The organism is Gandjariella thermophila (assembly GCF_005405885.1).
Classification (GTDB): Bacteria; Actinomycetota; Actinomycetes; order Mycobacteriales; family Pseudonocardiaceae; genus Gandjariella; species Gandjariella thermophila.
The window spans coordinates 57,214-83,046 of sequence record NZ_BJFL01000016.1; the positions used below are offsets into that span (position 1 = coordinate 57,214).

A 25,833-nucleotide genomic window follows, 5' to 3' on the forward strand; every position below is an offset into this window, starting at 1 on the left:
GCACAAGCACCGTGGCCGGTGTCCGCGCCGAAGCCGGCCACGGAGCGTGCACCGGTCGGCGCGCTCGGCTACAGCCGGGGGTCGACGGCCTCGGACTCCAGCGCCAGGACGGCGAACACCGGTTCGTGCACCCGCCACAGCGGTTCCCCGGCCACCGCGCGGCGCAGCGACTCCAGGCCGAGGGCGTACTCCCGGAGCGCCAGCGATCGCTTGCGGCCGAGGTGACGTTGCCGGAGCCGGTCGAGGTTGCCGGGTTCGAGGTAGTCCGGCCCGTAGACCAGTCGCAGGTACTCGCGGCCGCGCACCTTCAGCCCCGGCTGCACCAGCCCCCGCGGCCCGTGGACGAGGTTGGCCGCGGGTTTCACCACCATGCCCTCACCGCCGGTGCCGGTCAGTTCCTCCCACCAGGACACCGCGGCCGCGGTCGACGCGGGGTCGTCCAGGTCGACCGGCAGGCGGCGGGTGCCGCGCAGCAGGTCGGGGTCGGCGGCGGCCAGCCGGTCCGCGATCGCCAGGTGCCAGCCGTGGTCTTGGGTCTCGTAGCCGGCCCGGTCGCTGGCCAGGACCTGGAAGGGTGCCAGGGCCACGCCGGACAGCCCGTCGGTGGGCCAGTGGTAGCCGCGGTAGGCGCGGGTGAACGCCTCGGCGTTGGCCGCCCGGGACCGGGTGCGGGCCAACAGGTCGGCGACGTCCAGGCCGCGGTCGCTGGCGCGCCGCAGCACGGCGACGGCGGCGGGCAGCGCCGACCGGGCGGCCGCGCCCACCGCGGCGTACTGCTGGCGCAGCAGGTCCTCGGCCTTCGCCGACCAGGGCAGCAGCTCACCGTCGAGCAGCAGCCATGCCGCGTCGAGTTCGGCCCACAGCCCGGCCCGGTCGGCCGCCGCCCGCACCCGGGCCAGCAGTTGCTCGGTGCGCTCGGCGTCGAAGAACCGCCGCCCGGTGCGGGTGTAGACGGCGCCGGTGACGCCCGGGTCGGCGCCGAACCGGTCCCTGGCGACCCGCTCGTCCCGGCACACCAGGGTCACCGCGCGCGAGCCCATGTGCTTCTCCTCGCAGACGACCCGGGTGACGCCGGCGCCGCGGTAGGCGTGGAACGCCTCGTCCGGATGTTCCAGGAACTCCGGGCGCGCCGAGGTGGGGCAGGGCGCCATGGTCGGCGGCAGGTAGATCAGCCAGCGGGGATGCAGCGCGAACCGGCTCATCACCTCCAGCGCGCCGGCCGCCTGGTCCTCCCGGACGGTGATCCGGCCGTGGTGGGCGGTGGCCACGACCCGCCTGCCGGTCACGTCGGTGAGGTCCAGTTCGCCCGGTCCTCGCCGGTCCTCCCCGGCCGGGCGCAGCGGCTTGACCGGCTGGTACCACTCGCGCTCGGCCGGCACCGAGACGAGTTCGCGCTCCGGGTAGCGCAGCGCGGTGAGCCGGCCGCCGAACACGCAGCCGGTGTCCACGCAGATGGTGTTGTTGACCCACTCCGGGTCCACGGTCGGCGTGTGCCCGTACACCACCATCGCGCGGCCCCGGTAGTCGTTCGCCCACGGGTAGCGGACCGGCAGGCCGTACTCGTCGGTCTCCCCGGTGGTGTCGCCGTACAGCGCGAAGCTGCGTACCCGCCCCGAGGCGCGGCCGTGGTACTCCTCCTTCAGGCCGGCGTGCGCGACCACCAGCCGGCCGCCGTCCAGCACCAGGTGGGACACCAGGCCGTCGCAGAACAGCTCGACCTCCCTGGTGAACTCCTCGCCCTCGGCGGACAGTTGCTCCAGCGTCTCGGCGAGCCCGTGGCTGACCTTGACATTGCGCCCGCGCAGCGCGCGCACCAGCTTGTTCTCGTGGTTGCCCGGCACCGCCATCGCGTGCCCGGCGCCGACCATGCCCATCACCAGCCGCAGCACGCCCGGCGAGTCGGGGCCGCGGTCCACCAGGTCGCCGACGAACACGGCCGTGCGCCCGTCCGGGTGCTTGGCGTCGACGGGGCGCCCCGCGCCGTCGCGGACGAGCCGGTGCCGAGCCGGGTCAACAGCGACTCCAACTCGGCGCGGCAGCCGTGCACGTCCCCGATCACGTCGAACGGGCCGGTCTCGTGCCGGTGGTCGTTGCGCAGCTTCTCCCGGACGATCCGCGCCGCGTCCACCTCCTCGACGCCGCGGAGTACGTGCACCACGCGGAAGCCCTCCCTGGCCAGGCCGCGCAGCGAGCGGCGAAGCTGGCCGTGCTGCCGGCGCACCACCCCGGCACCGAAATCGCGGTCGGCGCGGGCGGCGTTGCGGGCCACGCACACGTCCTCGGGCACGTCGAGCACGATGGCCACCGGGAGGACGTCGTGCGCGCGGGCCAGGTCGACCAGTTGCCGGCGCGCGTCCTGCTGCACGTTGGTGGCGTCGACCACGGTGAGCCGGCCGGCGGCCAGCCGCCTGCCGGCGATGAGGTGCAGCACCTCGAAGGCGGCCGGGGTGGCGGACTGGTCGTTCTCGTCGTCGGCCACCAGGCCGCGGCAGAAGTCGCTGGAGATCACCTCGTAGCGCCCGAAGTGCTTCGCCGCGAAGCTGGACTTGCCGGACCCGGACACGCCGACCAGCACGACCAGGGACAGCTCGGGAATCGGCAGCTCCCGGATCACGGGCTCACCTCCGTGTCGGCGCGCCGGAACACGGCCATCTGGGTGGGCGGGCCGACCTCCGGGTCGTCCTCGCCGACGGGCCGGAACCGCACCCGGTACCCGGCGTGCGCCGCGACCCGCTCCGCCCACGCGCGGAACTCGGCCCTGCACCACTCGAACCGGTGGTCGGGATGGCGGGGCGCGCCGGGCGGCAGCCACCGGAACCGCACGTTGTGCTCGGCGTTCGGCGTGGTCACCAGCACCGTCGCCGGCCGGGCCAGGTGGAGGACGTTGTGTTCCAGCGCGGGCAGCCGGTCCGGGTCCACGTGCTCGATCACCTCCATTAGGACCGCGGCGTCGAATCCGGCGAGCCGCCGGTCGCGGTAGGTCAGCGAGGACTGCCACAGCCGCAGGCGTTCCCGCTGCCGGTCCGGCAGCCGGTCCAGGCCGAGCCGGCGTTCGGCCGCCCGGAGCGCCCGGTCGGCCACGTCGACGCCGACCACCTCGGTGAAGGACGGGTCGGCGAGCAGCTCACGCAGCAGCGCGCCCTCACCGCAGCCGAGGTCGACCACCCGGGACGCCCGTGCCTCGCGCAGCTCCGCGAAGACCGCCTGCCGGCGCTGCCGGGCCAGCGACTCGCGGTGCGGTGCGTCCGCGCCGGCCTCCTCGTCGGTGGGCGTGCCGCCGTCCAGCCCCTCCAGCTCGGCCAGCCTGGCCACCGCGTCGTTCACCAGGCCGCGCTGGTTGACCAGGTACCGGCGGGTGATCAGGTCGCGTTCCGGATGGTCCGGCAGCCAGGTCCCGGCGGTGCGCAGCAGCTTGTCCACCTCGTCGGCGCCCACCCAGTAGTGCTTGGCGTCGTCCAGCACCGGAAGCAGCACGTAGAGGTGGCGGAGCGCGTCGGCCAGCCGCTGCTCCCCGGTGAGCCGAAGGTCGACGTGGTGGGAGTCGCCCCATTCCGGCACCTCGGGGTCCAGCGGCAGCGGGGTCGCGTCCACCCGCCACCCCAGCGGCGCGAACAGCCGCTCGGCCAGGTCCGGGCCGCCGCGGCAGGGCACCGCCGGGAGTTCCACCCGCAGCGGCCACCGCCGGTCGACCAGGTCGGGGCGCTGCTCGCAGCGTCCGGCCATGGCCGTGCCGAACACCCGTCGCACCGCGACCGCCAGCATCGACGACGCCGCGTAGGGCCGGTCGTTGACGTACTGCCCGAGGGCGAACGCGTCCCCGCCGGACCGCCCGCGCCGCACCAGGCCGACCGGGTCCACCTCGAGCAGCACCGCGACCGTGCACCGGTCGTCGGTCGCCTCCGGGTAGCAGACGTGCACCCGGCCGACGGACTCGTCGAAGGTCTGCGCCCGTCCCGGATGCTTGTGCAGCAGGTAGCCCAGGTCGGTGGCACGTGTCTCCGCCGGGGCGGCATCGGGAACGGTGGACGTGAGGGTCAGCAGCACGCCGTGAGTGTGCCCAATCCGGCGGCCCGCGTCCGCCGGATTAGGTGATCGACGGCGGCGAACGGCAGCGGCGTTAGGGTGCGGTCGCGCCGGTGACCGGGCACGGGGAGGGCAGCGATGGACGGGCTGGATGAGGAGCAGCGGGCGATCGTCGCCACGGTCCGCGACTTCGTCGACCGGGAGGTCCGGCCGGTCGCGCGCGAGCTGGAGCACGGCAACACCTATCCGGAGCGGCTCATCGAGCAGATGAAGCGGCTCGGCGTGTTCGGGCTGGTGATTCCGCCGCCGTACGGGGACCTGCGGGTGTCCACCGAGTGCTACGCGCTGGTGACCGAGGAGTTGGCGCGTGGCTGGATGAGCCTGGCCGGCGCCATGGGCGGGCACACCGTGGTGGCCACGCTGCTGCTGGCCTACGGCACCGAGGAGCAGAAGCGGCGCTACCTGCCCCGGATGGCCACCGGCGAGCTGCGCGCGACCATGGCGCTCACCGAACCGGGCGGCGGGTCGGACCTGCAGGCCATGCGTACGGTGGCCTGCCGCGACGGCGACGGGTACGTGGTCAACGGCAGCAAGACCTGGATCACCAACGCGCGTCGCGCCGGGCTGGTCGCGCTGCTGTGCAAGACCGATCCGGAGGCCCGGCCGGCGTACCGGGGAATCAGCATCCTGCTGGTGGAGAAGGGCCCCGGGTTCTCGGTGTCCCGTGATCTGCCCAAGCTCGGGTACAAGGGCGTGGAAAGCTGCGAACTGTCCTTTTCGGACTTCCGGGTGCCCGCGGCCGCGTTGCTCGGTGAGCGGGAGGGTGAGGGTTTCGCGCAGATGATGCGCGGCCTGGAGATCGGGCGCATCCAGGTGGCCGCGCGGGCCACCGGGGTGGCGCGGGCCGCGTTCGACGACGCGCTGCGCTACGCCCAGGAGCGGGAGAGCTTCGGCCGGCCGATCTGGCAGCACCAGTCGATCGGCAACTACCTCGCCACGATGGCCAGCAAGCTGACCGCCGCGCGGCAACTGCTGCTGCACGCCGCGCGACGGTTCGACTCGGGGGAGCGCTCCGATCTGGAGGCGGGCATGGCCAAGCTGTTCTGCTCCGAGGTCGCCATGGAGGTAGCGCTCAATGCGCTGCGCATCCACGGCGGTTACGGCTACTCCACCGAGTTCGACGTGGAGCGGTACTTCCGGGACGCCCCGCTGATGATCGTCGGCGAGGGCACCAATGAGATCCAGCAGAACGTGATCGCCCGCCAACTCGTCGCCCGCGGCGGCCTGGAGTAGCACGCGAACACCGCCGGGGCTGGACCGACCACCCGCGGCATCGGCAGCCAAGCGCTTGTTCGGCCTGTTGCCGCGCCGAGCTGGACGCTAGTCTGGACAGTAGTCTTGCAACGCGCGAGAGGCCACCGCGATGGACATCGACCTGCTCGACGGCGACCTATACGCGGGCGATCCCGGCCCGGTCTACGCCTGGCTGCGCGGCAACGCGCCGGTCTACCACGACGCGGCGAACCGGCTGTGGGGCGTCTCCCGGCACGCCGACATCTGCGCGATCGAGCGCGACCAGACACTGTGGACCAACTCCGGCGGCTACCGCCCGCAGCTCATGCCCGCCGACCCGTCGATGATCGGCACCGACGACCCGGAGCACACCCGGCGCCGGCGGCTGGTGTACCACCGGTTCACCCCGCGCGCGGTGCTCGAGTACGCGGACCGGATCCGGGCCACGGTGTCCGAACTGCTGGACGCCGCGCTGGCCGAGGGCACGGTGGACGCGGTGCCCGCGCTGGCCGCGCCGCTTCCGGCCCGCACCATCGGTTGGCTGCTCGGCTTCCCCGAGGACGCCTGGCCCCGGCTTGCGCACTGGTCGGCCGCCGCGGTGGTGGCCGGCGGCGGCCAGCGCTACATCACCGAGGCGGCCACGGTCGCCGCCGCCGAGTACGCCGAGGCCGTGCTGGGCATGGCCGAGGACCGCAGCGGCCGGGCCACCGGCGACCTGCTGTCGGTGTGGTGCAACGTCGGCGACGGCGACCCGAACTACGACGAGGCCGAACTCGCGCACGAGGCGCTGCTGCTCCTGGTCGGCGGCGCGGAGACCACCCGCACGGTGATCGCCGGCGCGATCGACGCGCTGATCCGGCACCCCGACCAGTGGGACCTGCTGCGCGCCGACCCGGCACTGGTGGAGAACGCGGTCGAGGAGTTCATTCGGTGGACCACGCCGATCCTCAACATGTGCCGGGTGGCCGCCGCCGACGCGGAGATCGCCGGCCAGCGCATTCCGGCGGGCGGCCAGGTGATGCTGATGTACGGGTCGGCCAACTGGGACGAGGCGGTGTTCACCGACCCGGACGCCTTCGACGTGACCCGGCCCGCCGGCGGGCACATCGCGTTCGGCCTGGGCACGCACTTCTGCCTGGGCGCCGCGCTCGCCCGGCTGGAACTGCGGCTGTTCTTCGAGGAGTTCGTCCGCCGGGTGGGCACCGCGGAGCGGGCGGACGAGGTGGGTCCGCGCATCCTGCCGAACGCGTTCGTCCGGGGCGTCACCTCCTTCCCGGTCCGGCTCACGCCCCGCTGACCCACGATCGGCGTGCTGTTCCGCGGGGGACAGCGCGCGGCGGCCGGGTTCGAGCAGGCTGCGGGCCATCCGCTCGGCCGCTCCGCACGACCGGCCGACCATGCGACGGAGCCGCGCTGCGCGGGTTTGGCCGCGGCGCCCAGCGGGCAATCAACGGAAAAGAATTGCACCGCACAAATGTTGTCCTAGCCGACAGTTGTGCGGGACGGTGCGACGGGCAGCGGCGGGCGGGTGGCGTGGGATGCCGCCGCGGCCAAGGCCGCGTTCGGGTTTCGCGGCGGCAGGGTATCCGCGGGTTACGGCGATGTGCGGCGCTGGCCCGCCGGCACGGTGAGCGCGGAGAGGAGCACGAACGCGATGGCCGGACATGCTGGACTGCGGGATCGGGTCGCCGTGGTCACCGGCGCCAGCGGCGGCGTCGGCCGGGTGACCGCGCGGTTGCTCGGCGAGCGGGGCGCCGCGGTGGCGTTGCTGGCCCGCGGCGAGGTGGGCCTGGAGGCCGCCGCGAAGGACGTGCGGGACGCCGGTGGCCGCGCGCTACCGGTGGCCGTCGACGCCAGCCACTACCCGGCGATGCGGGACGCCGCGGAGCGGGTGGAGGCCGAGCTGGGGCCGATCGACGTGTGGATCAACACCGCGTTCAGCTCGGTGTTCGGCCCGTTCACCGAGCTGGACCCGGAGGAGTTCGAACGGGTCACCCGGGTCACCTACCTGGGGTTCGTCTGGGGCACCCGGGTGGCGCTGGAGCGGATGCGCCGACGCGACCGCGGCGTGATCGTGCAGACCGGGTCGGCGCTGGCCTACCGTGGTGTTCCGCTGCAGTCCGCCTACTGCGGGGCCAAGCACGCCATCCAGGGCTTCACTGAGTCGCTGCGCTGCGAGTTGCGGCACGAGAAGAGCAACGTGCGGATCACCATGGTGCAGTTGCCGGCGGTCAACACGCCGCAGTTCGACTGGGTGCTCTCCCGGCTGCCGAAGCACCCGCAGCCGCTGCCGCCGATCTACCAGCCGGAGGTGGCGGCGCGGGCACTGGTGTACGCGGCGGAGCATCCGCGTCGGCGGGAGTACTGGGTGGGCGGCTCCACGGCGCTCACCCTGCTGGCCAACAAGGTCGCGCCCGGCCTGCTGGACCGCTACCTGGCCCGCACCGGCTACCGGGCCCAGCAGACGTCCTCGCTGCCGCCGACCGGAGTGGGCAACCTGTGGCAGCCCGCGGACGGCCCCGGCGGCCGGGACTACGGCGCGCACGGCGCCTTCGACCCCTCGGCGCACGGCCGCAGCGTCCAGCTCTGGGCCTCGCAGCACCACGGTGCGCTGGCCGGGGCGGCGCTGGCCGGCGGCGCGGTACTCGGCCTGCTGCGCCGCCGCCGGAACGGCCGCCCGGGGTGAGCCGTGGCACCGGCGACCGCGCGGATCGGACAGGGGTGAAGCATGATGGGCGCCGCCGTGGTGGACGAGGTACGCACGCACGCGTTCACCGTGCCGACCGACGGCCCGGACGGGGTGGAGTCCGACGGCACGTTGGAGTGGGACTCCACGACGATGGTGCTGGTCGAGGTGTCCGGCGGCGGGCGCACCGGCATCGGCTACACCTACGCCGACGCGTCGGTGGCCACGCTGATCGACTCGAAGCTGGCCGGGGTGGTGCGCGGCGCGGACGCGGCCACCCCGGCGGCGTGCTGGCGGCCGATGCTCGCCGCGCTGCGCAACGCCGGCCAGCCTGGGGCCGGTGCCATGGCGGTCGCCGCGGTGGACATCGCGCTGTGGGATCTGCACGCCCGGCTGCTTGGCGTGCCGCTCTACCGGGCGCTGCCCGCATGCCACGAGCACGTCCCGGTCTACGGCAGCGGCGGCTTCACCAACTACCCGCTGGACCGGCTCACCGAGCAGCTGGCCGGCTGGGTGGACAGCGGCATCCCCCGGGTGAAGATGAAGACCTCCCGCGACCCGGACGCCGATCCGCGCCGGCTGTCCGCGGCGCGCAAGGCCATCGGCGACGACGCGGACCTGTTCGTGGACACCAACGGGGCGCTGGGCCGCAAGGAGGCGCTGTCCTGGGCCTGGCGGTTCCACGACGAGTGGGGCGTCACCTGGTTCGAGGAACCGGTGACCTCCCAGGATCTTGACGGGCTGCGCCTGCTCCGGGACCGCGGACCGTCCGGAATGGACATCGCGGCCGGCGAGTACGCCTTCGGGCTGGACGACTTCGCCGGCCTGCTGCGCGCGGGCGCGGTGGACTGCTTGCAGGCCGACGTGACCCGCTGCGGTGGGATCACCGGCCTGCTGCAGGCGGCCGGGCTCGCCGCTGCCTGGCGGGTGGACCTGTCCGCGCACTGCGCACCGGCGGTGTCGGCGCACGCGTTCTGCGCCGTGCCCCGGCTGCGTCACCTGGAGTACTTCCACGACCACGTGCGCGTCGAGCGCCTCGCCTTCGCCGGGACTCTCGACCCGGCCGGCGGGGTGCTGCGGCCGGCCACCGACCGCCCGGGACTCGGCCTGGACGTCCGCTGGAGCGACCTGCAGCCCTACCGGGTCCACGCGACGCGCCGCGACTGACCTCCCTGCGCCGCGCGGAAAGGTGCACCGGCCGGCGTTCAGCCCGCGGGTTCGCAGATGACCACCGGGATCTGCCGGTCGGTCCAGGACTGGTACGTCTCGAAGTCCGCGTACATGCGCACCAGCCGGGGCCAGAGCTCGGCGCGCTCCCGCTCGTCCGCCACCCGCGCGCGCATGCGGCGGGTCTGCCGCCGGATCTGCACGGTGACCTCGGGATCGGCGCGGACGTTGTGGTACCAGGCCGGGTGGCGCGGCAGGCCGCCCTGGGAGGCCACCAGGATCACCCGCTCACCGTCGGCGAGGTAGAGCAGGGGAGTGGTGTGCCACTGACCGGTGCGCCGCCCCCGCGTGGTGAGCAGGCAGACCGGAACGCCGCGGGGAAAGGCGCTACCCACCCGCCACCGGCTGCCCAGCAGCCCGCCGGTGGCCCGGTAGATCCGGGTGTTCAGCCGGGACATGATTCTCATGGCGCGCGGCACGATCGGCGAGTCGAGCTGTGCCGGCCTGGTTCTGCGCACCGCACCCTCCTCTGGCCTTGCCGGACGGCGACCACCCGCCCACAGTAGAACAAGTTCTACCAAGTGGGTAGCTGCGCCGTGGCTCAGGCGGACACGGCGGCGGGTTCCTCGACGGCCAGGTCACCGGGCAGCGGCCGGTTGATGTGGTCGCGGTAGCGCAGCAGCGCGCGCGGGGCGTCGAAGGCGACCGCACCGAGCAGCACCTCCTGGCCGGTGCGGTAGTGCGGCCGGAGGAACCCGGCGACGAACCGGCCGCTTCGCATCGACCCGTCCAGCACGCGCAAATCACCCCCCAGGCCGGGCATGCCGACGCTCTGGATGCGCACCCCGTGCTGGTGCGACCAGAAGCGCGGCACCGGCGTGAACGGGTCGACGCCGCGCGGCCCGGTGAGCAGCGCGGTCGCCGCGTGCTGGCCCATCTCGATCGCGTTCAGCCAGTGCTCCACCCGGCGGGGCACCGGGTCGATGCGCAGGTTCGGCCACCGGGCCACGTCACCGGCGGCGACGATCCCGTCCAGCGGCCGGCGGTGCGGGCCGAGCACGTGGCAGGTGGGTGTGCAGGCCACGCCGTCGGAGAGGTCCAGCCCGTTGCCGGCCAGCCAGTCGGCGCGGGGCACCGCACCGATCCCGATGACCACGGTGTCCGCGCGCAGCCGCTCACCGCCCCGCAGCCGCAGGGTGATCCCGCGCCGGCTCTCGCTCCACTCGGCGACCGCGTTGTCCAGGTACAGGCGCACGCCGTGGCGCCGGTGCAGCTCGGTGGCGTACTCGCCGAGTTCGTCGCCGAGCGGGCGGGCGAGCAGGGTCGGCGCGGACGCCACGATGCTGACGTCCAGGGCGCGCTCCCGCGCGGTGGAGGCCAGCTCGCAGCCGATGAAGCCGCCGCCGACGACGACCAGGCGGCGGGCGGTGGCCAGGCTGACGTCGAGGGCGCGGGCGTCGTCCACGGTGCGCAGCAGGTGCACCCGCGGCGAGGCCGTCGGCGCGCCCGGCAGGTGCCGCGCCTCGGCGCCGGTGGCGATGACCAGGCCGTCGAAGTCCAGCCGCTCGCCGTGCGGCAGGGCCAGTACCCGGCGGCGCAGGTCCACGCCGCGCACCTCGGTGCCGGTCCGCCACACCGCGTCCAGCTCGGTGTGGCAGCGCAGCCGCAGCTCCGCCGGCTGCCGGTCGCCGGTGAGCAACTCCTTGGACAGCGGCGTGCGGTTGTAGGGGCGGTGTGGCTCGTCGCCGACGATCACCAGCTCGCCGTCCCAGCCGTGCTCGCGCAGCCGCTCGGCGGCGGACAGCCCGGCCAGACCCGCGCCGACGACGACGATGCGGTCCGGGCCGGTCACGCCGAGCGGTGCGTCAGAGTGATCGCCTGCATCGGGCAGCACCGCGCCGCCTGCACCACCCGCTCGGTGTGCTCGGCGCGGGGATGCGCGCGGTACCGCAGCCGACCGTCCGGCCCGAGCTCGAACACGTCCGGCGCCTCCTGCTGGCAGATCGCGAACAGCTTGCAGTGGTTGTTGTTCACGTCCACGTGCACCCGCCCCTTCGGCAGCAGCGGCGGCGGGGCCGTCGCGGGAGCCGGCGGGTCGATGGGCTCGGGCTCGGGCTCGGGTTCCGGCGCGGCGTGCCGGGGACGATAGCGGGTGGGGGCACTCGCCGGCGCGGCGTACGTGGTCACGGGTCACACCTCCTGGGGGGCGATGCGGGTGCCCACGGCGCGGGTGGCCGGCAGCAACCGCAGCAGGAACATCAGGCCGACCGCGCCCGCCGCGCCGACGACGAGGACGCCGATGCCGGCGAAGGCCTGGACGTCCTGGGACATCACGAAGGCGTGCGCCAGCGCCAGCCCGAACGCCGCGTAGGCGGCGTAGTGCAGCATGTGCCAGCGCCGGTAGCCGAGGAGGCGCTGCGCCCACACCGACACCGCCACGACGATGCCCAGTTCCAGGGCCATGGTGCCCAGCGCGACGTCCATCCCGCCGCCGCCAAGGAACGGCACGAACGCGGTCAGGTAGGTGAACGTCTCGGTCTGCTGGAAGGTGAACGACAGGCCGTGCAGCACACCGGAGGTCAGCGTCATGATCGCGAGCATCATGTGCGCGCCGTAGAGGGTCTGCCGCTTGACGGCGTGCCGGGCCCAGCCGGTGGTGGTCAGCATGCCGAAGCACACGGTCAACGCCATCAGGCCGTAGGTCAGGTAGCCGGCCGACGTCGCCAGGTCCAGCACCCCGGCGTCGTGGGCGGCGGCGGTGTCGGCGTCGGCCGCCGCCGTGGTCGCGGTCATCAGTGGTCCTGCGGAGAGCAGTGCGGACACGGGCCACCCCTTCCCGGTCGGGGACATCCCGGGATACGTGTGCGGCGCCGACCGCGGTTCACCATGGCCGGACCCGGGCCTGTGACCCGAACGGCCGAATGGCGGAGACGGGTGATCGTTGGTACATGTGGATCAGCCACCGGCGAGCGCCGCGTCGCGCCGGTGGTGACCAACCCGTGACGAGGGGGGTCAGTGTGGCGAACCCGTTGGCCGGGCTCCGGCAGGAGAAGCTCCGCATCGCCAGGGTGGAGAACGTCGTGGTCGGGTACCGGAGCGAGTACCCTCTGCTGGACGTCGCTGGCCCGGGAAACGTGGTGTCGCTGTGGATGGCGCTGGGTGGTGGCAACATGCCGGCGCTGGACGCGCGGCTGCGCGTCTACTACGACGGGTCGGCCTCCACCGCGATCGACATCGACTTCGGCACGCTGCTGGCCACGCACTGGGGTGCCGGCTCCGCGTACGGGTCGCACTCCACGCCGCACGTGCACGTCGAGATCAACTCGAACACCGACGACACCGGCTTCCTGATCACCTTTCCGATGCCGTTCGGCGCGCGCATCCGGATCGCGTACTACAACCCGAGCACGACCCAGCAGGCCAACATCTACTCGATGGCGACCTACGCGCTCACCGCGACCGACGAGGCGAACGGCAAGCGGCTGCGCCAGCAGGGCGCCCGTTACGTCGACCAGGCCGTCCGGCGCTCGGCCACCGACGTCACCACGCTCGCCGACATCCGCGGCGGGCCGGGTTGGATCGTCTACCACTCCCAGGTCGGCGGCGTCGACGCGGCCAACGACTCGTGGCTGGAACGCGACATCTCCATCCAGGTTGACGGCGAGGCCAGCCCGCAGATCGTCTCGACCGGCACCGAGGACTGGTTCGACTCGGCGTGGTACTTCAACGGCTGGAAGGACTACGGCACCAGCGTGCACAGCTACGTGGGCACCGACCGACCCGCCCAGCAGCCGCACGCCGTGGGCATGGCCACCGACCTGTGGAGCAAGTGGGGCGGCGTGCCGTTCCAGAGTTCCGCGGTGATGCGGGCGGAGACCGAGCCCGCCTGCACCACCGGCGACACCGTGTGCTGGTGCGTGCTGTACTACCAGTAGGACCGCGCCGGTGCCACTGGTCCGGCTCGGAACCCCCGGGAAGGCAGACCGGGGCTCCGAGCAGGTGATCACTCGTTGGCTGTCAGGAAGCTTGCGTGGACGGCATCACCTCACTTTCTCGCTCCGGCGGTGTCTCGACCCCTGGCGGCGCCTTTCTCAGCCCCGCCAGGAGGAGCCTCAGGCCGTGGTTCTGGCCTGCCACGGCGCCGGGCTTTCCTCGCCGATTCGCGGCAGGTAACCGGTCGGGCAGTCGTCCGTGGACCAACCGACCGGCGCGGAAATGTCGCCGCTCGGCCACGCCAGCCGGATCGGCAGGCCCTCGGCGGCGATGCGGTCGATGATGTGGTGCACGGGAATTCCCCAGCCGTGGTTGTCCCGGTGGTGTAATCCCATGTCAGGGCTCCACGGCGTGGCTGACCACGGATACCACCAACCCGGCGTGCAGGCGGACGGCGTGGGCCAACCGGTCGAGCACGTCGGCGAGCGCGGCCTGCTCCGCCGTGCCGTAGTGCCCGGCGGGCAGCCGGTGGGCGGCGTCGGCCAGCACCCACTCGGCCTCGCGCAGCCACACCGCGAGCGCGCGTGTGCTCGGCACCGGCGGCGCCGAGGGAATGGCTGGCGGACGCGCACGATCACTCACCCGTGACCTCCCGAAGTGCCTAGACTGCTGATCGCGCCGGAACGGGATCTCTCGTTACGAAACCGTCCCTCGTTGCGGAAAAGCACCGCAACTAGTTCGATCGGGTGAACGTCGATGACGTGCCCAGTTAGGATGTGGTTCGTGGGTGAAACAGCAGGTACGCCGCGTGCCAGGGCATTGGCGGCGGCGCTGCGGGAGGCTCGCGAGGCCAGCGGCCTGGGTGTAACGGCCCTCGCGCGCCGCCTGAACATCTCCCACACGCAGATCTCGCTCTGGGAGAACGGCCGCCGGATTCCGAACACCGAGAACGTGGCGATGGTTCTTGCCGCGCTCGGCACGCTGCCGGACGAGCGGGAACGAATACTCGAATTGGCGCGGAACGTGCGGGAGCGTAACTGGCTCACCGCGGGCGTCGAGGGCATCCCGGCGCAACTGGCCGGCGTGGTCGAGTGCGAGCGGGCCGCCTCGAAGATCACCGAGTGGATCCCGATGGGCATACCGGGGCTGCTGCAGACCTACGACTACCGGCGTGCGGCTGCCAGAACGGATGGCTTCTCGGACAACGACATCGAGCTACGCGTCATGGTGAACGCCAGCCGCAGCGAGGTGATCACGCGGCGGCGCAATCCCACCGAGTTCCTCGCGCTGATCTGCGAGGTCGGCCTGCACGAGGTACTCGGCTCCACCGAGGTGCTGATCGACCAGCTTCGGCACCTCATCGATATGGCGCAGCGCCCGAACATCACCGTGCGGGTGGTGCCGCTGCGGGTCGGCTGGCACCCGGGCTGGAACGGCCCGTTCATCCTCTACGACTTTCCCAAGTCGCCGGCCGTGGTCTACTTCGAACATTACAGCTCCGGGGCGTTCGTACCCACCGAGCACGACGTCTCGGCGTACCGGAGAGCCATTGACACGATTTCCGCTCTCGCGTTAGGTCCCGACGAGTCGCTGAGCCTCATCGACAAGGTGGCGACCAAACTAGAAGGTGAAACAGATGATCGGTCCCCGCTGGCGCAAGTCTAGCTACAGCCAAACAAACGGCGCCTGCGTCGAGGTGTCCCACACGCTCGACGCGGTGCGTGACTCCAAGAACCCGGCCGGGCCGGCGCTGCGCGTCGACGTGGCCGCGTTCCTCCGCGCGGTCAAGGAAGGCCGCTTCGACCGCTGACCCGGCACGACACGTCGGCCCCCGGGCCCGCACGGGTCCGGGGCCGACGCGTGCGTGCCGGGCCGCGTCAAGCGATGGTCCGTCTACGGAGGGATTTCGCCGGCTCGAACCGGTGAGCCGCCGGAATCTTCGGGTGTCGACCATCACGCGAGCGCGCGGCGCCGCCGATGGCCAGGGAGATCCGTCCCGACCTGGTCACGAGGAGGAACCGTGCGCCCCGTCCATCTCGCCAGAGCACTGGCCGGCGCGGCGATGCTGGTCGCCGGCATGGCCGGCCTGCCAGGGCTCGCCGCCGCCCAGCCCCCGGTGCCGTGCAACGCCGCCGCGCTGATCGCGGCGATCAACGCGGTGAACAACCCGGCCGGCGGCACGCTGGTGCTCACCCCCGGCTGCCCCTACATTCTCACCGCCCCGTTCGGCCTGACGGACGACGGCCTGCCGCCCATCCAGGGGCCGGTAACCATCTTCGGCAACAACGCCGCCATCGTCCGGTCGTCGGGAACCGACTTCCGCATCGCCGAGGTTCTCGGTAGCGGCCACCTCACCATCGACCGGCTCACCATCAGCGGCGGAAGCCTGCCGACCAGCTCCGGCGGCGGCATCGCCGTGCAGCCCGGCGGCGCCCTCGACGTGCTGGACCTCAGCACGATCCGCAACAACACCGCCGACTTCTCCGGCGGGATCGGCAACAACGCCGGCACCGTGCACGTCACCAACAGCGCGATCATCGGCAACCGGGCCAACCAGCGCGGCGGCGGCCTGGCCAACAACGGCACGCTGACCATCAGCAACAGCCGGGTCTCCGGCAACACCGCCAGCGCGGGCGGCGGCCTGGCCAACCTCGGCAACGCCACGCTCACCGACGCCACCGTCGCCGCCAACACGGCAAACGGCGCCACCGAACCGGCCCAGGGTGGCGGGATCTTCAGCTTCAACGGGCAGCTTGGCCTGGACCACAGCGTGGTGGCCGGCAACGTCGCCACCGGGCCGAACGCCCAGGGCGGCGGTGTCAGCAACACCGGGGGCAGCACGCTCACCGTCAACCGGACCGCGCTGACCAACAACACCGCCACCGGCCTCGGCGCCCAGGGCGGCGGGCTGTTCAACGCCAACGCCGCCACCATCCACCAGGGCCAGATCGCCGGTAACTCCGCGGCCGGCCCCGGTGCCCAGGGCGGCGGCATCACCAACACCGGCACCGCCGATCTGTTCAACACCGCCGTGGTGGTGAACCGGGCGAGCACCGCACCGGGCGGCATCAACAACTCCGGCACCCTGACGCTGACCGCGAGCCTGGTCGCCGGCAACGTTCCCACCAACTGCGCCGGCAGCGCCGTCGTGCCGGCCGGCTGCATCGGCTGACCGCCGGCGGGCCGGCGCGGAATGCCACGCGTTCCGCACCGGCCCGCCGTGCGTTGTGCCGGCACCGCGAAGGTCGCTACACTCCCGGACGCCAGCCGCCACGGATCAACAGTTTCGAGGAGGCTGGACTGTGCGGAGATACTCACTGCTCGCCTGCGTGCTGGCCATCGCCGCGCTGTTATGGGCGGCGCCCAGCGCATCCGCCGCAACCCCCGTCGAGTCCGGTGGCTGGGTCGAGGACTCGCCGGCCTTCGATGTCCAGGAGTGCGCCGGAGGCCAGGCGGAGGGGCTCACCTTCACGCTGCCCGCCGTGCAGACCTTCGACGCGTGCAGCAACGGCGCTCCGCGTGCGGAACGGCGCTACCACGACTACGCCGGTGACGGGAAGAACTACTCGACCGGGGTGCGGCAGTTCGCCGGCACGTTCACGATCAACAGCATGGGCGGGGACCGGATCAGCCTGAAGCAGACCTTCAACGGCGACGCCGGCCCGTACTTCATGCTCGCCGTCGACCACACCGGGCGGCTGTACAGCGTGGAGGGCGGCACCACCATCGCCGACGGCGTGGCCACGGTGGGCGCGACAGTTCGGGTCAACACCGTGCATGACGTCGCGGCACACAGCTTCCGGGTCTACATCAACGGAGAACTCGCCTACACCGACGACAACGCGCCGGACGGCGAGTTCTACGACAAGTTCGGCGCGTACCAGACCAGCAGCGGCCACGGCGACATCAGCGTCACCTGGAGCGACGTCCACTTCTGGCACAAGTAGTGGCCGGCGCGCGGCCGCCGGGATGCTGCCCGGCGGCCGCGTCACGGCGGACTGGACAGGGCGGCGGACACGCCGCGCATGCCCACCGAAGGGGAACTCGCCGAACTACTCACCGTCGCGCTGTGACCGGGTGGCACGCGGGCGGTCAGCGACCGACGAAACCCTTGTCCTGCAACCAGGTCTGCGCGACCTGGGCCGGGTCCTGGCCCTTGATGTCGACGGCGGCGTTGAGCTGTTGCAGCACATCCGTGGTCAGCGCCGCGGCGATCGGGTTGGCGATCTTCGCCAGGTCGGGGTGGGCCTGGTACACGTCCTCCCGGAGGGTGAGCGCGGGGTTGTAGATCGGGAAGAAGTTCCGGTCGTCGGTGAGCACGGTCAGGCCGAGCCCGCTGATGCGCCCGTCGGTGGTGTCCGCCTCGCCGAAGTTGCACGGGTTGTTGTTGGCGACCGCGTTGTAGATGGCGCCCTCGGCCAGGTTGGCCGGCGTGACGGTGAACCCGTACGCCCGCTCCAGGCCGGGCAGCCCGTCGTTGCGACCGAGGAACTCGCTGGCCGCGCACAGCGACGCCTTGGCCGGGTCGGTGTGCGTCAGCCGGGCGTAGTCGGAGAGCGTGCTGACACCCAACTCCCTCGCGGTGCTGGCCTTCACCGCGATCGCGTAGGTGTTGTTCGCCGGCGACGCGTCCAGCCACCGCACGTGGTTCGCGGCCAGGTCCTGCTGCGCGACGGCCTGGTACTGCCGTGCGGCGTCCGGGATCGGGTCGGTGTGCTTGAGGTAGTTGATCCACGCGGTGCCGGTGTACTCCCAGTACATGTCGATGCTGCCGGAGGTGAGCGCGGTGCGGGTGGTGTCGCTGCCGGACAGCCCGCACTTCTCCCGGACGGTCGCCCCGGCCGACTGCAGCGCCAGGCTGGTGATGTGGCAGAGCACCAGTTGCTCGGTGAACTCCTTGGACCCGACCGTGAACGTGGCTCCCTTCAGCGAGACGCCGGCGGCCAGGCTGCCGGGCTTGGCCGAGGTGGTCGGGTTGGCGTTCAGCGAGCAGGCCGCCGTGGCGGCGAGTGCGAGCGCCGCGACGGCGGCGCGGAGCGGGCGGATGCGCATGTCGGCTCTCCTCACGGGGGCGCTACAGACCACGGGGGCGCAGGACGTGTTCGGCGAGGCTGACGAGCCAGTCGATCGTCAGCGCCAGGAGTGCGGTCAACACACTGCCGGTGAGCAGGATCGGGGTGCGGTTGAGCACGATCCCGGTGTTGATCAGATCGCCCAGCCCGCCGGCGTTGGTGAAGGTGGCCAGCGTCGCGCTGCCCACGTTCAGGATGAGCGCGACGCGCAGGCCGGCGAGCATGACCGGGACGGCGAGCGGAAGCTCGACCCGCAGCAGCACGGTGGCCCTGCTCAGGCCGATGCCCCGGCCGGCGTCGATGAGCGCCCGGTCGATGCCCTGCAGGCCGACCATGGTGTTGCGCAGTACCGGCAGCGCGGAGCACAGCACCAGCGCGACCAGCGCCTCCCGAGTCCCGATGCCGACCACCACCGCGAGCAGCACCAGCACCCCGATGGTGGGCACGGCCTGGCCGATGTTGGCCACCGCGAGCACCGCCGGGATCAGCCGGCGCAGCCGCGGCCGGGTGAGGAGCACGCCGAGCGGCACCGCGATGGCGATCACCAGCAGGGTGGACAGCCCGACGAGTTCCAGGTGCTCGGTGAGGCGGGCGAGGACGACCTGGACGTTGATCGACCGCCGCTCGATGGCGTCCAACGGCTGGCCGCGCAGGTACGCCAGCAGCGCCGCCCCGGCCACCACGACGAGCGCCGGTGTGGTCAGCACCCCGAGCGCGGACAGCCGGGTGCTCTCCTCCCGCTGGGCGGTCAGGGTCATCGGGCATCCCCGAACGACGGCGCGGGGCTGGAGTCCCCGGCGGGGTGCCGGCGCACCACGGTCGACCAGGACAGCGCGCCCACCGGGTCGCCGTGCGCGTCAAGAACGAGGGCGGCGTCGTCGCGGGCCCGCACCATCGCGTCCAGCGCGTCGTACACGCTGTCCTCGGTCCGCACCACGGCGACGCCGGCGGCGCCCCGGCTGCCCGCGGACGCCCAGCGCACCGGTCGCCCGGCGTCGTCCAGCAGCACCGCGCGCGCCGACCGGTCCACCGCGGCGGCACCGGGACGGACCACCTCCACCGGTTCCAGCGCGAGGGCACCGACCCGCTCCAGCCGCAGCCCGCGCAGCGCCGCGCCGGAACCGACGAAGGAGGCGACGAAGTCGTTGGCCGGCTCGGCGAGGATCGCCGCCGGCCGGTCGTACTGGGCCAGCCGAGCGTGCGGCTCGAACAGGGCGATGCGGTCGCCCAGCTTGACCGCCTCGGCCACGTCGTGGGTGACCAGCACGATGGTCTTGCGGATCCGGGCCTGCAGGTCCAGCAACTCGTCCTGCAACCGCTCCCGGGTGATCGGGTCGATCGCCCCGAACGGCTCGTCCATCAGCATCACCGGCGGGTCGGCGGCCAGGGCGCGAGCCACGCCGACGCGTTGCTGCTCCCCGCCGGAGAGGTGTTTGGGGTAGCGGCGCCGGTAGGTCTCGGGACTCAGGCCGACCAGGTCCAGCAACTCGTCCACGCGCGCCCGGATGCGCGCCCTGTCCCAGCCGAGTGCGCGCGGAACGAGACCGATGTTCTCCGCGACGGTCATGTGCGGGAACAGCCCGACCTGCTGGATGACGTAGCCGATGCGGCGGCGCAGCCGGTCCGGGTCGACCCGGGTGACGTCCTCGCCGTCGACGAGGATGCGCCCCGCACTGGGCTCGATCAGCCGGTTGATCAGCCGCAGGGTGGTGGTCTTGCCGCAGCCGGACGGGCCGAGCAGCACCACGATCTCGCCGGCCGGGACGTCCAGGGACAGCTCGGCCACCGCGGGCGCGGGCTGGCCGGGATAGTGCTTGCTGACCCGGTCGAGGCGGATCATCACGTCGCCGCTGATCATGGCTTGTTCTCCGGGAGTTCGCGCGCGACCGCGATCGGGGCGCCCCTCACCCCAGCCCCCGCGAGGTGGTCAGCCGGGACAGCGCGACGAAGAGCAGGTCCAGCGCGAGCGCCAGGACGGCGACGCCCAGCGTTCCGGCGAGGGCGTCGTTCAGCGCGTTGGCACCGCCGATGCGGGCCAGGCCGCCGAAGATGAGCTGGCCCAGGCCCGGGCCGCTGACCCCGGCCGCGATGGCGGCGATGGCCACGGTCATGATCGTGGCCACCCGCACACCGGTGAGCACCACCGGCCAGGCCAGCGGCAGCCGCACCAGCCGCAGCCGGGCCCAGCGGCTCAGACCCATGCCGCGGGCCGCGTCCTCGACCGCGCCGGGCACCGAGGCCAGCCCGGTGACGGTGTTCCGCAGGACCGGGAAGATCGCGTAGAGCACCAGCGCGGCGATGGCCGGCGGCGCTCCCAGCCCGAGCACCGGGATGAGCAGGCCGAACAGCGCGAAGGACGGGATGGTGAGCATCGTGCCGGTGATGTTGAGGGCCACCCGGCTGGCGCGCGGGTGGCCCTCAACCACGATCCCGACGCCCACCCCGATGGCGGCCGCGACGGCCACCGCGATCAGCACCATCTCGGCGTGCTGCACCGCCAGCACCCCGATCACGGGCCACCGTTGCCCGAGGTAGTCGGCGAAGCTCACCCGCGTACCGCCGGTCGTGGTCGGGGTCGACGGGTGACCGGGGCGGTGGCTGGGTGGGCGCCTCGTTCGGGGCGTGGCACGGTGGTCGGCACGAACCCGATCTTTGCGTGATCGCCAGCGCGGCGAAAGGCCCATGGCCGCCAAACGGGTGACGAGATCGGCAACCTCACGGCTACGAACGGCGGTGCGGGGACGCTCCTGCCCCCCGCCGCCCGGCCGTAGGGGGCGACGCGGCGGCCACGGACAGGCCGTAGGCGGACCATCCGGACCTGGGTCTTCCTGCCCTGGGGCCGGCGCGCACGCGCTGCCTACGGTCCGGTCGGGAGGTGATGGCGATGCGCAGCATGCATGCGGTCCGGGCACACGCCCGGGGCGGACCCGAGGTGCTCGTCTACGAGGACGCGCCACGACCGGAGCCGGGACCGGGGGAGGTGCTGCTCGCGGTTCGAGCCGCGTCGGTGACGGCCAACGAACTGCGCTGGGAAGCGACGTGGACCGACAGTTTCGACGGCACCGGCCACGCCCGGCTCCCGGTCATTCCCTCGCATGAGGTCGCGGGCGTGGTCGCGGACGCCGGACCCGGTGTGGCAGGGGTCGGAATCGGGGACGCCGTCTACGGGCTGATCCCGTTCACCCACGACGGCGCGGCCGCCGAGTACGTCAGCCTGCCCGCGGACATCCTCGCCGCCAAGCCGGTGAACCTCGACTACCCGGCCGCGGCGGCCGTGCCGCTTGCCGCGCTGACCGCATGGCAGGCACTGGTGGTGCATGCCGGCCTGCGGCCGGGACAGCACGTGCTCATCCACGGCGCGGCCGGCGGGGTCGGCTCCTTCGCGGTCCAGATCGCCGCCGCCCTCGGTGCGCGGGTCATCGCGACGGCGTCCGCCATGGACGCCGGGTTCGTCGCCGACCTCGGCGCCGCGGAGGTCATCGACCACCGGACCCAGCGGTTCGAGGAGCACGTTCGCGACATGGACGCGGTCCTCGACATCGTCGGCGGGGAGACACAGCGGCGGTCCTGGAGTGTGCTGCGCCGGGGTGGGGTGCTGGTCAGCCTGGCCGAGCCGATCGACTCCCGGGAGGCGGACGCGCATCGGGCCCGCGGCGTGTTCTTCATCGTCGAGCCCAACCGCGAGCACCTGCGGCAGATCACCCGGCTGATCGAAAGCGGCCAGCTCGCGCCCGTGGTGGACCAGATCGTGCCGCTGGCCGAGACGCGCGCCGCCTACGAGGCGCTGGAGCACACGCACCGGCGGGGCAAGATCGTCATTGAGGTCGCGGCGTGACGGCCACCTCCGGTGATCTCGGCGGCACCGAGATCACCGGGGCGGCGGCCGCGGGCGGCGGGGCGACGTGTCCCCTTCCGCGGGGCGGAACATCAGCAGCGAAACCCACATCCCGGCGGGCAGATCCTCGCCCCGGCACATCGACCGGGACAGGCCGTAGGCCATGCACACCCCCAGGGCGGCCAGCGCCACCGCGTAGCCGATGAACAGCACACCCAGCGCCCACCGCGCGGCGGGGAACGCGGCCAGCAGGCCCAGCAACGGCGCGGCCGCCAGCGCGACCACGATGAACGCGGCGGAACCCGCCTGGTCGAGCCGGAGGACCAGGCGCAGCAGGCGATGCTGGCGGCGAGGGCCGCCCGACGGGGCTCGGCGTGGTGCCATCGTGACCGCCTCTCCGGTGCGGGGCCGCCCGGTGCCGGCCGGCGACCGCGGTTCGCCGGTGTCCACACGCGCCGGTGCACGTGTGCGGCGCTGGCCGGGCGGAACTCTCACCGATGACGGTAGGGCGGGGCCGGGCGCCTGGCGATGACCTCGCGGGTCATGGCCGGGCGGCTACCCCGGATCCCGGGCAGGCGCCCCGGGCGGATCGGCGGCCGCGGCGGGCCAGTCGCCCGGGCGCCAGCGGTCCGCGGCGGCGACCAGATCGTCGGCCCAGCGGGCGAGTAACCGGGCTCCCTCGGCGGCGGACGCGCCGGTGGGGTCGCCGAGCACGCCGTTCCCGCTCACCGCCCGCACTCCGGACTCGCGCAGCGCGGGCAGCACCTCCGCCAGCGGCCGGGTCACCCCGGGTTCGGCACGGTCGCGGCGCACCGCGCCCGGCCGGAGCGCGAGCATCGCCGCGGTCTCCGCGCCGCCGGCGTGGCTGTCCGATGTGGACCAGCGAGGTGACCAGGCGCGCACCCGGCGGCCCTCGCCGCGCAACCGGCCCACGGCGCGGCGCAGCGGGTCCGCGTTGCCGCCGTGCCCGCAGACCAGCAGCACCCCGGCGAAGGCGTCCGCGGAGCGGGCCAGTTCCACCAGCAGCGTCTCGGTGGCGTGCCGCCCGATGGACAGGGTGCCCGGAAAACCGGCGTGCTCGCCGCTGGCGCCGTAGGGAACCGGGGGAGCGACCACCACCCACGGGCGGGCCGCGGCGAGCCGGTCGGCCAGCGCCGCGGCCACCTCGGTGTCCACAGTGAACGGCAGGTGCGGCCCGTGCTGCTCGGTGGCGCCCAGCGGCACGGCGAGCACGCTGCGCCCGGCGATGCCGGCGATCTCCGGCCAGGTCAGCTCGGCCAGCCGGCGCGGCGGTCTCATGGGGCCGTCCCGGCGTCGACGCCTCCGCGGCCCGGCCAGTCGGCCAGGTCGGGTAGCAGCGGGGCGAGGGTGCGCCGGCGCAGCGCGCCCCACCACACCCCGGCGCCGTAGGCGAGGTCGTCGGCCACCCGCAGCAGCCACCAGCGCACCGGATCCACCGGCGGGCGCCGGCGGTACCACTCGACCAGGTGCCGGCCGAGGGCGGCGGCGAGCAGCCACCGGCCCCGGCGGGTCGCCGCGAGCAGCGGCACCGCGACCGGCCACCACGCCCGGGTCGCCGCGCCGGCCAGCAACCGGCCGGCGCCGAGGTGGCCGAGGCAGGCGAACCGCACCGACTCCCGGGCCGGCACGCCCACCCGGCCGAGCCGGCGGGGCAGCAGCGCCGCGGTGACCGCCGCGACGCCGACACCGGCCAGCGGGCGGCCGGCGGCGACGGCGGCCCACGCCAGCGCGCTCCACGGCGCCATCCGGACCGGGGCCACCGCCCGGCCGTGCCGCTGCCCGAGGGGTGCGGCCGAGGTGCCGTAGTCGAAACGCTGCCGCAGGAACCCCCCGAGCCCGTCGCGGGGCGCGTGGCCGACCACCGCCGCCGGCTCGTAGCGGACCTGCGCCCCGGCGGCCACCAGCCGCCACACCAGGTCGACGTCCTCGCCGAACCGCAGCCGCTCGTCGAAACCGCCGTGCTCGCGCAGCGCCGCCACTCGCACGACCAGCGCGGCGGACGGCACGTAGCTCACCCGGCCGCCCGGCCGCACCGGCGCGGGCGCGCCGCCGAGGTCCAAAGCGGACCGTTGCCGCTCGTAGCGGGCCAGCGCGGAGGGGCCGGGGACGCTGCGCACCCGGGGTGCCACCGCGGCCACGTCGGGATCAGCGAAGTGCGGCAGCAGCGGGTCCAGCCAGGCCGGTTCGGGCAGCACGTCGGCGTCCAGGAAGGCCACCAGGTCGGTGGTCGCCAGCGCCCAGCCGGCGTTGCGCGCGGCGGCCGGACCCCGCGCCACGTCGTGCCGGACGGTCGCACCGGGCACAGCGACGGTGGACCCGTCGTCCACCACGACGACCGCCGCGACCGGGCCCACCGCGGCGAGCAGGTCGCCCACCGCGCGGTCGCGAACCGGCACCACCACGGTGACGTCCCCGCGGCCGAGCCGGCCGCCGGCGTAGGCGGGGTGCGCGATGCCGGCGCGCACCAGGCGGCTGGCCAGCGCGCGGTGCGCCGGGGACACCGGTTCCCCGGCCAGCCAGCCGCCGACCAGCCGAGCGCCGGACTCGGTGAGCCGCAGCACGCGCAGCGGCGCGCCGCCGACCAGCACCCGCCCGCCGGCCCAGCTCCGTGTCCCCGCGTCCGGGACCAGCCGCAGCTCCGCCGCGTCGCCGGGCGTCATGCGGTGAACCCCCCGTCGGCGTGCACCACGGTGCCGGTGACCGCGGACGACGCCTCGCCGCACAGCCAGCACACCGCGGCGGCCACCTCCTCCGGTTCCAGTAGCCGCTCCACCAGTTGATGCCGGGCGAACTCCTCGACGTCCGGCAGGTCGTACAGGCCGGCGGTGGCGGTGAGCATGTCGGTCCGGGTGGAGCCGGGGGAGACGGCGGTGGCGGTGATCCCGGTGCCGCGTAGGTCGGTGGCCAGCCCGCGGATCAGCCCGACCACGGCGTGCTTGGCCGCGTTGTAGCCGGCCAGGTGCCACAGCCCGCGGTGGGCGGCGGCCGAGGCGAGCGCGACGAACCGGCCGGACCTCGGCGCGGGGCGGCGCAGCAGCGCCGGCACCGCCGCCCTGGCCAGGTTGGTCACGCCGCGTACGCCGACCTCGAACAGCGCGTCCCACTCCGGGTCGGTGGTCTCCCACAGCGGCCGGCCGCCGGCCATCACCGCGGCCGCGGCGACCGCCGCGTCCAGCCCACCGAACTCCCGCTCGGCCAGCTCCACCGCGCCGGCCAGCGCGCCGGCGTCGCGCACGTCCGCGACCACCGGGCGCACCGTGCCCGGCCACCGCGCGGCCACCGCCCGAAGCTGCTCCACGCTGCCCAGCGGGTAGCCGACGCCCGGCAGGTCGGCGCACACGTCCACGGCGACCACCCGCCAGCCCTGCCCGGCGAGCTGGTGCAGCACCGCCGCGCCGATGCCCCGCGCCGCGCCGGTGACCACCGCGACCCGCCCGCCCATCACGCCGGAACGATCATGTCGCTGGCCGCCAGCGAGGCGAGGGCGCGCAGGTAGGCGGCGCGCCGGGACTCGGGCAGGCCGGCCAGGGCGTCGTGCACGCACGCGTGCCGGTCGAGGTCGCGCACCAGCCTCACCAGTTCGGGCGCCTTGAGGAAGGACAGCCGCCGGTTGCCGAAGTGGTAGGCGAGCGCGCCGAACGGCTCCGGCCGCAGCGCCACGCTCGGGCTCAGCCGGTAGCGCGCGGCCGGGTCGAACGGTGTGGGCTCAGCGGGCACCGCACACCCCGCCGATGGCGACCTCATCCTGGACCACCTCGGGCTCCGCCGCCCGGTTCCGCTCCTGGGCCATGACACACTCCGGG

General features: G+C 73.7%; 26 protein-coding genes and 1 pseudogene. 10 read left to right on the forward strand and 17 right to left on the reverse strand.

What is annotated here, in order from left to right; all coding sequences use genetic code 11:
- Positions 1–68: 68 nt before the first annotated feature.
- Positions 69–2,614 (reverse strand): annotated as a pseudogene (locus FFT21_RS16225) (polynucleotide kinase-phosphatase).
- Positions 2,611–4,044, reverse strand: coding sequence for a 3' terminal RNA ribose 2'-O-methyltransferase Hen1 (locus tag FFT21_RS16230; RefSeq protein ID WP_137814717.1), 1,434 nt, complete (start codon positions 4,042–4,044; stop codon positions 2,611–2,613). The pseudogene FFT21_RS16225 and the gene FFT21_RS16230 overlap by 4 nt, the downstream one beginning before the upstream one ends.
- A 117-nt stretch (positions 4,045–4,161) precedes the next feature.
- On the opposite strand from FFT21_RS16230, the gene FFT21_RS16235 reads away from it, so the two are divergent.
- The 4 genes from FFT21_RS16235 (at position 4,162) to FFT21_RS16250 (ending at position 9,169) form a co-directional block, all read left to right on the forward strand.
- Entirely contained in the window at positions 4,162–5,316 is a 1,155-nt protein-coding gene (locus FFT21_RS16235) for an acyl-CoA dehydrogenase family protein (protein ID WP_137814718.1), read from the forward strand.
- Between the two features lie 130 nt (positions 5,317–5,446).
- Positions 5,447–6,613: a cytochrome P450 gene (locus FFT21_RS16240; protein ID WP_137814719.1), complete on the forward strand. Its 1,167-nt coding sequence runs from the start codon at positions 5,447–5,449 to the stop codon at positions 6,611–6,613.
- 357 nt (positions 6,614–6,970) lie between these two features.
- Positions 6,971–8,002 (forward strand): SDR family oxidoreductase, encoded by a 1,032-nt coding sequence (locus FFT21_RS16245; protein WP_137814720.1) that lies wholly within the window; start codon positions 6,971–6,973, stop codon positions 8,000–8,002.
- Positions 8,003–8,047: 45 nt separating this feature from the next.
- Positions 8,048–9,169, forward strand: a complete 1,122-nt coding sequence (locus tag FFT21_RS16250) for an enolase C-terminal domain-like protein (RefSeq protein ID WP_225978459.1) — start codon at positions 8,048–8,050, stop codon at positions 9,167–9,169.
- Positions 9,170–9,207: 38 nt separating this feature from the next.
- Here the strand turns inward: FFT21_RS16250 and FFT21_RS16255 are convergent, their stop codons facing one another.
- The 4 genes from FFT21_RS16255 to FFT21_RS16270 all read right to left on the reverse strand — a co-directional run bounded on the left by FFT21_RS16255 (position 9,208) and on the right by FFT21_RS16270 (position 11,962).
- Positions 9,208–9,687 carry a nitroreductase family deazaflavin-dependent oxidoreductase gene (locus FFT21_RS16255; protein WP_225978460.1) on the reverse strand — a complete coding sequence of 160 codons (480 nt, stop codon included), beginning with the start codon at positions 9,685–9,687 and terminating at the stop codon, positions 9,208–9,210.
- A gap of 83 nt (positions 9,688–9,770) precedes the next feature.
- Positions 9,771–11,021, reverse strand: coding sequence for an NAD(P)/FAD-dependent oxidoreductase (locus tag FFT21_RS16260; protein WP_192909570.1), 1,251 nt, complete (start codon positions 11,019–11,021; stop codon positions 9,771–9,773).
- Positions 11,018–11,356 carry a ferredoxin gene (locus FFT21_RS29790; protein ID WP_225978461.1) on the reverse strand — a complete coding sequence of 113 codons (339 nt, stop codon included), beginning with the start codon at positions 11,354–11,356 and terminating at the stop codon, positions 11,018–11,020. The genes FFT21_RS16260 and FFT21_RS29790 overlap by 4 nt, the downstream gene beginning before the upstream one ends.
- Positions 11,357–11,359: 3 nt before the next feature.
- On the reverse strand, positions 11,360–11,962 hold the full coding sequence (locus FFT21_RS16270) for a ferric reductase-like transmembrane domain-containing protein (protein WP_137814723.1): 603 nt from the start codon (positions 11,960–11,962) through the stop codon (positions 11,360–11,362).
- Positions 11,963–12,186: 224 nt separating this feature from the next.
- Between FFT21_RS16270 and FFT21_RS16275 the strand changes: the two genes are divergently transcribed.
- Entirely contained in the window at positions 12,187–13,104 is a 918-nt protein-coding gene (locus tag FFT21_RS16275) for a DUF2961 domain-containing protein (RefSeq protein ID WP_192909571.1), read from the forward strand.
- Positions 13,105–13,281: 177 nt separating this feature from the next.
- On the opposite strand, the gene FFT21_RS16280 is transcribed toward FFT21_RS16275, so the two are convergent.
- The gene (locus FFT21_RS16280) at positions 13,282–13,497 is read right to left on the reverse strand and encodes a hypothetical protein (RefSeq protein WP_137814725.1); all 216 of its coding nucleotides are present in this window, start codon (positions 13,495–13,497) and stop codon (positions 13,282–13,284) included.
- A 1-nt stretch (position 13,498) separates the two neighbouring features.
- Complete coding sequence (locus FFT21_RS16285) at positions 13,499–13,699, reverse strand: hypothetical protein (RefSeq protein WP_137814726.1); 201 nt, start codon at positions 13,697–13,699, stop codon at positions 13,499–13,501.
- A 177-nt stretch (positions 13,700–13,876) separates the two neighbouring features.
- On the opposite strand from FFT21_RS16285, the gene FFT21_RS16290 reads away from it, so the two are divergent.
- The 4 genes from FFT21_RS16290 to FFT21_RS16305 all read left to right on the forward strand — a co-directional run bounded on the left by FFT21_RS16290 (position 13,877) and on the right by FFT21_RS16305 (position 17,049).
- On the forward strand, positions 13,877–14,767 hold the full coding sequence (locus FFT21_RS16290; protein WP_137814727.1) for a helix-turn-helix domain-containing protein: 891 nt from the start codon (positions 13,877–13,879) through the stop codon (positions 14,765–14,767).
- The gene (locus tag FFT21_RS16295; protein WP_137814728.1) at positions 14,739–14,912 is read left to right on the forward strand and encodes a DUF397 domain-containing protein; all 174 of its coding nucleotides are present in this window, start codon (positions 14,739–14,741) and stop codon (positions 14,910–14,912) included. The genes FFT21_RS16290 and FFT21_RS16295 overlap by 29 nt, the downstream gene beginning before the upstream one ends.
- Before the next feature lie 210 nt (positions 14,913–15,122).
- Entirely contained in the window at positions 15,123–16,274 is a 1,152-nt protein-coding gene (locus FFT21_RS16300; RefSeq protein ID WP_137814729.1) for a right-handed parallel beta-helix repeat-containing protein, read from the forward strand.
- A gap of 130 nt (positions 16,275–16,404) precedes the next feature.
- On the forward strand, positions 16,405–17,049 hold the full coding sequence (locus tag FFT21_RS16305; RefSeq protein WP_225978463.1) for a LamG-like jellyroll fold domain-containing protein: 645 nt from the start codon (positions 16,405–16,407) through the stop codon (positions 17,047–17,049).
- Between the two features lie 145 nt (positions 17,050–17,194).
- On the opposite strand, the gene FFT21_RS16310 is transcribed toward FFT21_RS16305, so the two are convergent.
- The 4 genes from FFT21_RS16310 to FFT21_RS16325 are packed head-to-tail and all read right to left on the reverse strand — an operon-like array spanning position 17,195 to position 20,723.
- Positions 17,195–18,154: a glycine betaine ABC transporter substrate-binding protein gene (locus FFT21_RS16310; protein WP_137814730.1), complete on the reverse strand. Its 960-nt coding sequence runs from the start codon at positions 18,152–18,154 to the stop codon at positions 17,195–17,197.
- A gap of 22 nt (positions 18,155–18,176) precedes the next feature.
- Complete coding sequence (locus tag FFT21_RS16315) at positions 18,177–18,932, reverse strand: ABC transporter permease (protein ID WP_137814731.1); 756 nt, start codon at positions 18,930–18,932, stop codon at positions 18,177–18,179.
- Entirely contained in the window at positions 18,929–20,032 is a 1,104-nt protein-coding gene (locus tag FFT21_RS16320) for an ABC transporter ATP-binding protein (protein WP_225978464.1), read from the reverse strand. The genes FFT21_RS16315 and FFT21_RS16320 overlap by 4 nt, the downstream gene beginning before the upstream one ends.
- A 46-nt stretch (positions 20,033–20,078) precedes the next feature.
- Positions 20,079–20,723 carry an ABC transporter permease gene (locus FFT21_RS16325; protein WP_225978465.1) on the reverse strand — a complete coding sequence of 215 codons (645 nt, stop codon included), beginning with the start codon at positions 20,721–20,723 and terminating at the stop codon, positions 20,079–20,081.
- A gap of 335 nt (positions 20,724–21,058) precedes the next feature.
- Here FFT21_RS16325 and FFT21_RS16330 point away from each other — a divergent pair, with 335 nt between their 5' ends.
- Complete coding sequence (locus FFT21_RS16330) at positions 21,059–22,009, forward strand: NADP-dependent oxidoreductase (RefSeq protein WP_225978466.1); 951 nt, start codon at positions 21,059–21,061, stop codon at positions 22,007–22,009.
- A gap of 33 nt (positions 22,010–22,042) precedes the next feature.
- Here FFT21_RS16330 and FFT21_RS16335 read toward each other — a convergent pair whose 3' ends face one another.
- The 5 genes from FFT21_RS16335 to mftB all read right to left on the reverse strand — a co-directional run bounded on the left by FFT21_RS16335 (position 22,043) and on the right by mftB (position 25,747).
- Positions 22,043–22,393, reverse strand: a complete 351-nt coding sequence (locus FFT21_RS16335) for a hypothetical protein (RefSeq protein WP_137814733.1) — start codon at positions 22,391–22,393, stop codon at positions 22,043–22,045.
- A gap of 171 nt (positions 22,394–22,564) precedes the next feature.
- A complete protein-coding gene (gene mftE, locus FFT21_RS16340; RefSeq protein ID WP_137814734.1) occupies positions 22,565–23,308 on the reverse strand; it encodes a mycofactocin biosynthesis peptidyl-dipeptidase MftE in 744 nt (247 codons plus the stop codon).
- On the reverse strand, positions 23,305–24,690 hold the full coding sequence (mftF, locus tag FFT21_RS16345) for a mycofactocin biosynthesis glycosyltransferase MftF (protein WP_137814735.1): 1,386 nt from the start codon (positions 24,688–24,690) through the stop codon (positions 23,305–23,307). Before mftF ends, mftE begins: the two co-directional genes overlap by 4 nt.
- Positions 24,687–25,472, reverse strand: coding sequence for a mycofactocin-coupled SDR family oxidoreductase (locus FFT21_RS16350; protein WP_137814772.1), 786 nt, complete (start codon positions 25,470–25,472; stop codon positions 24,687–24,689). Before FFT21_RS16350 ends, mftF begins: the two co-directional genes overlap by 4 nt.
- On the reverse strand, positions 25,472–25,747 hold the full coding sequence (mftB, locus tag FFT21_RS16355) for a mycofactocin biosynthesis chaperone MftB (RefSeq protein WP_225978467.1): 276 nt from the start codon (positions 25,745–25,747) through the stop codon (positions 25,472–25,474). Before mftB ends, FFT21_RS16350 begins: the two co-directional genes overlap by 1 nt.
- Positions 25,748–25,833: the final 86 nt, after the last annotated feature.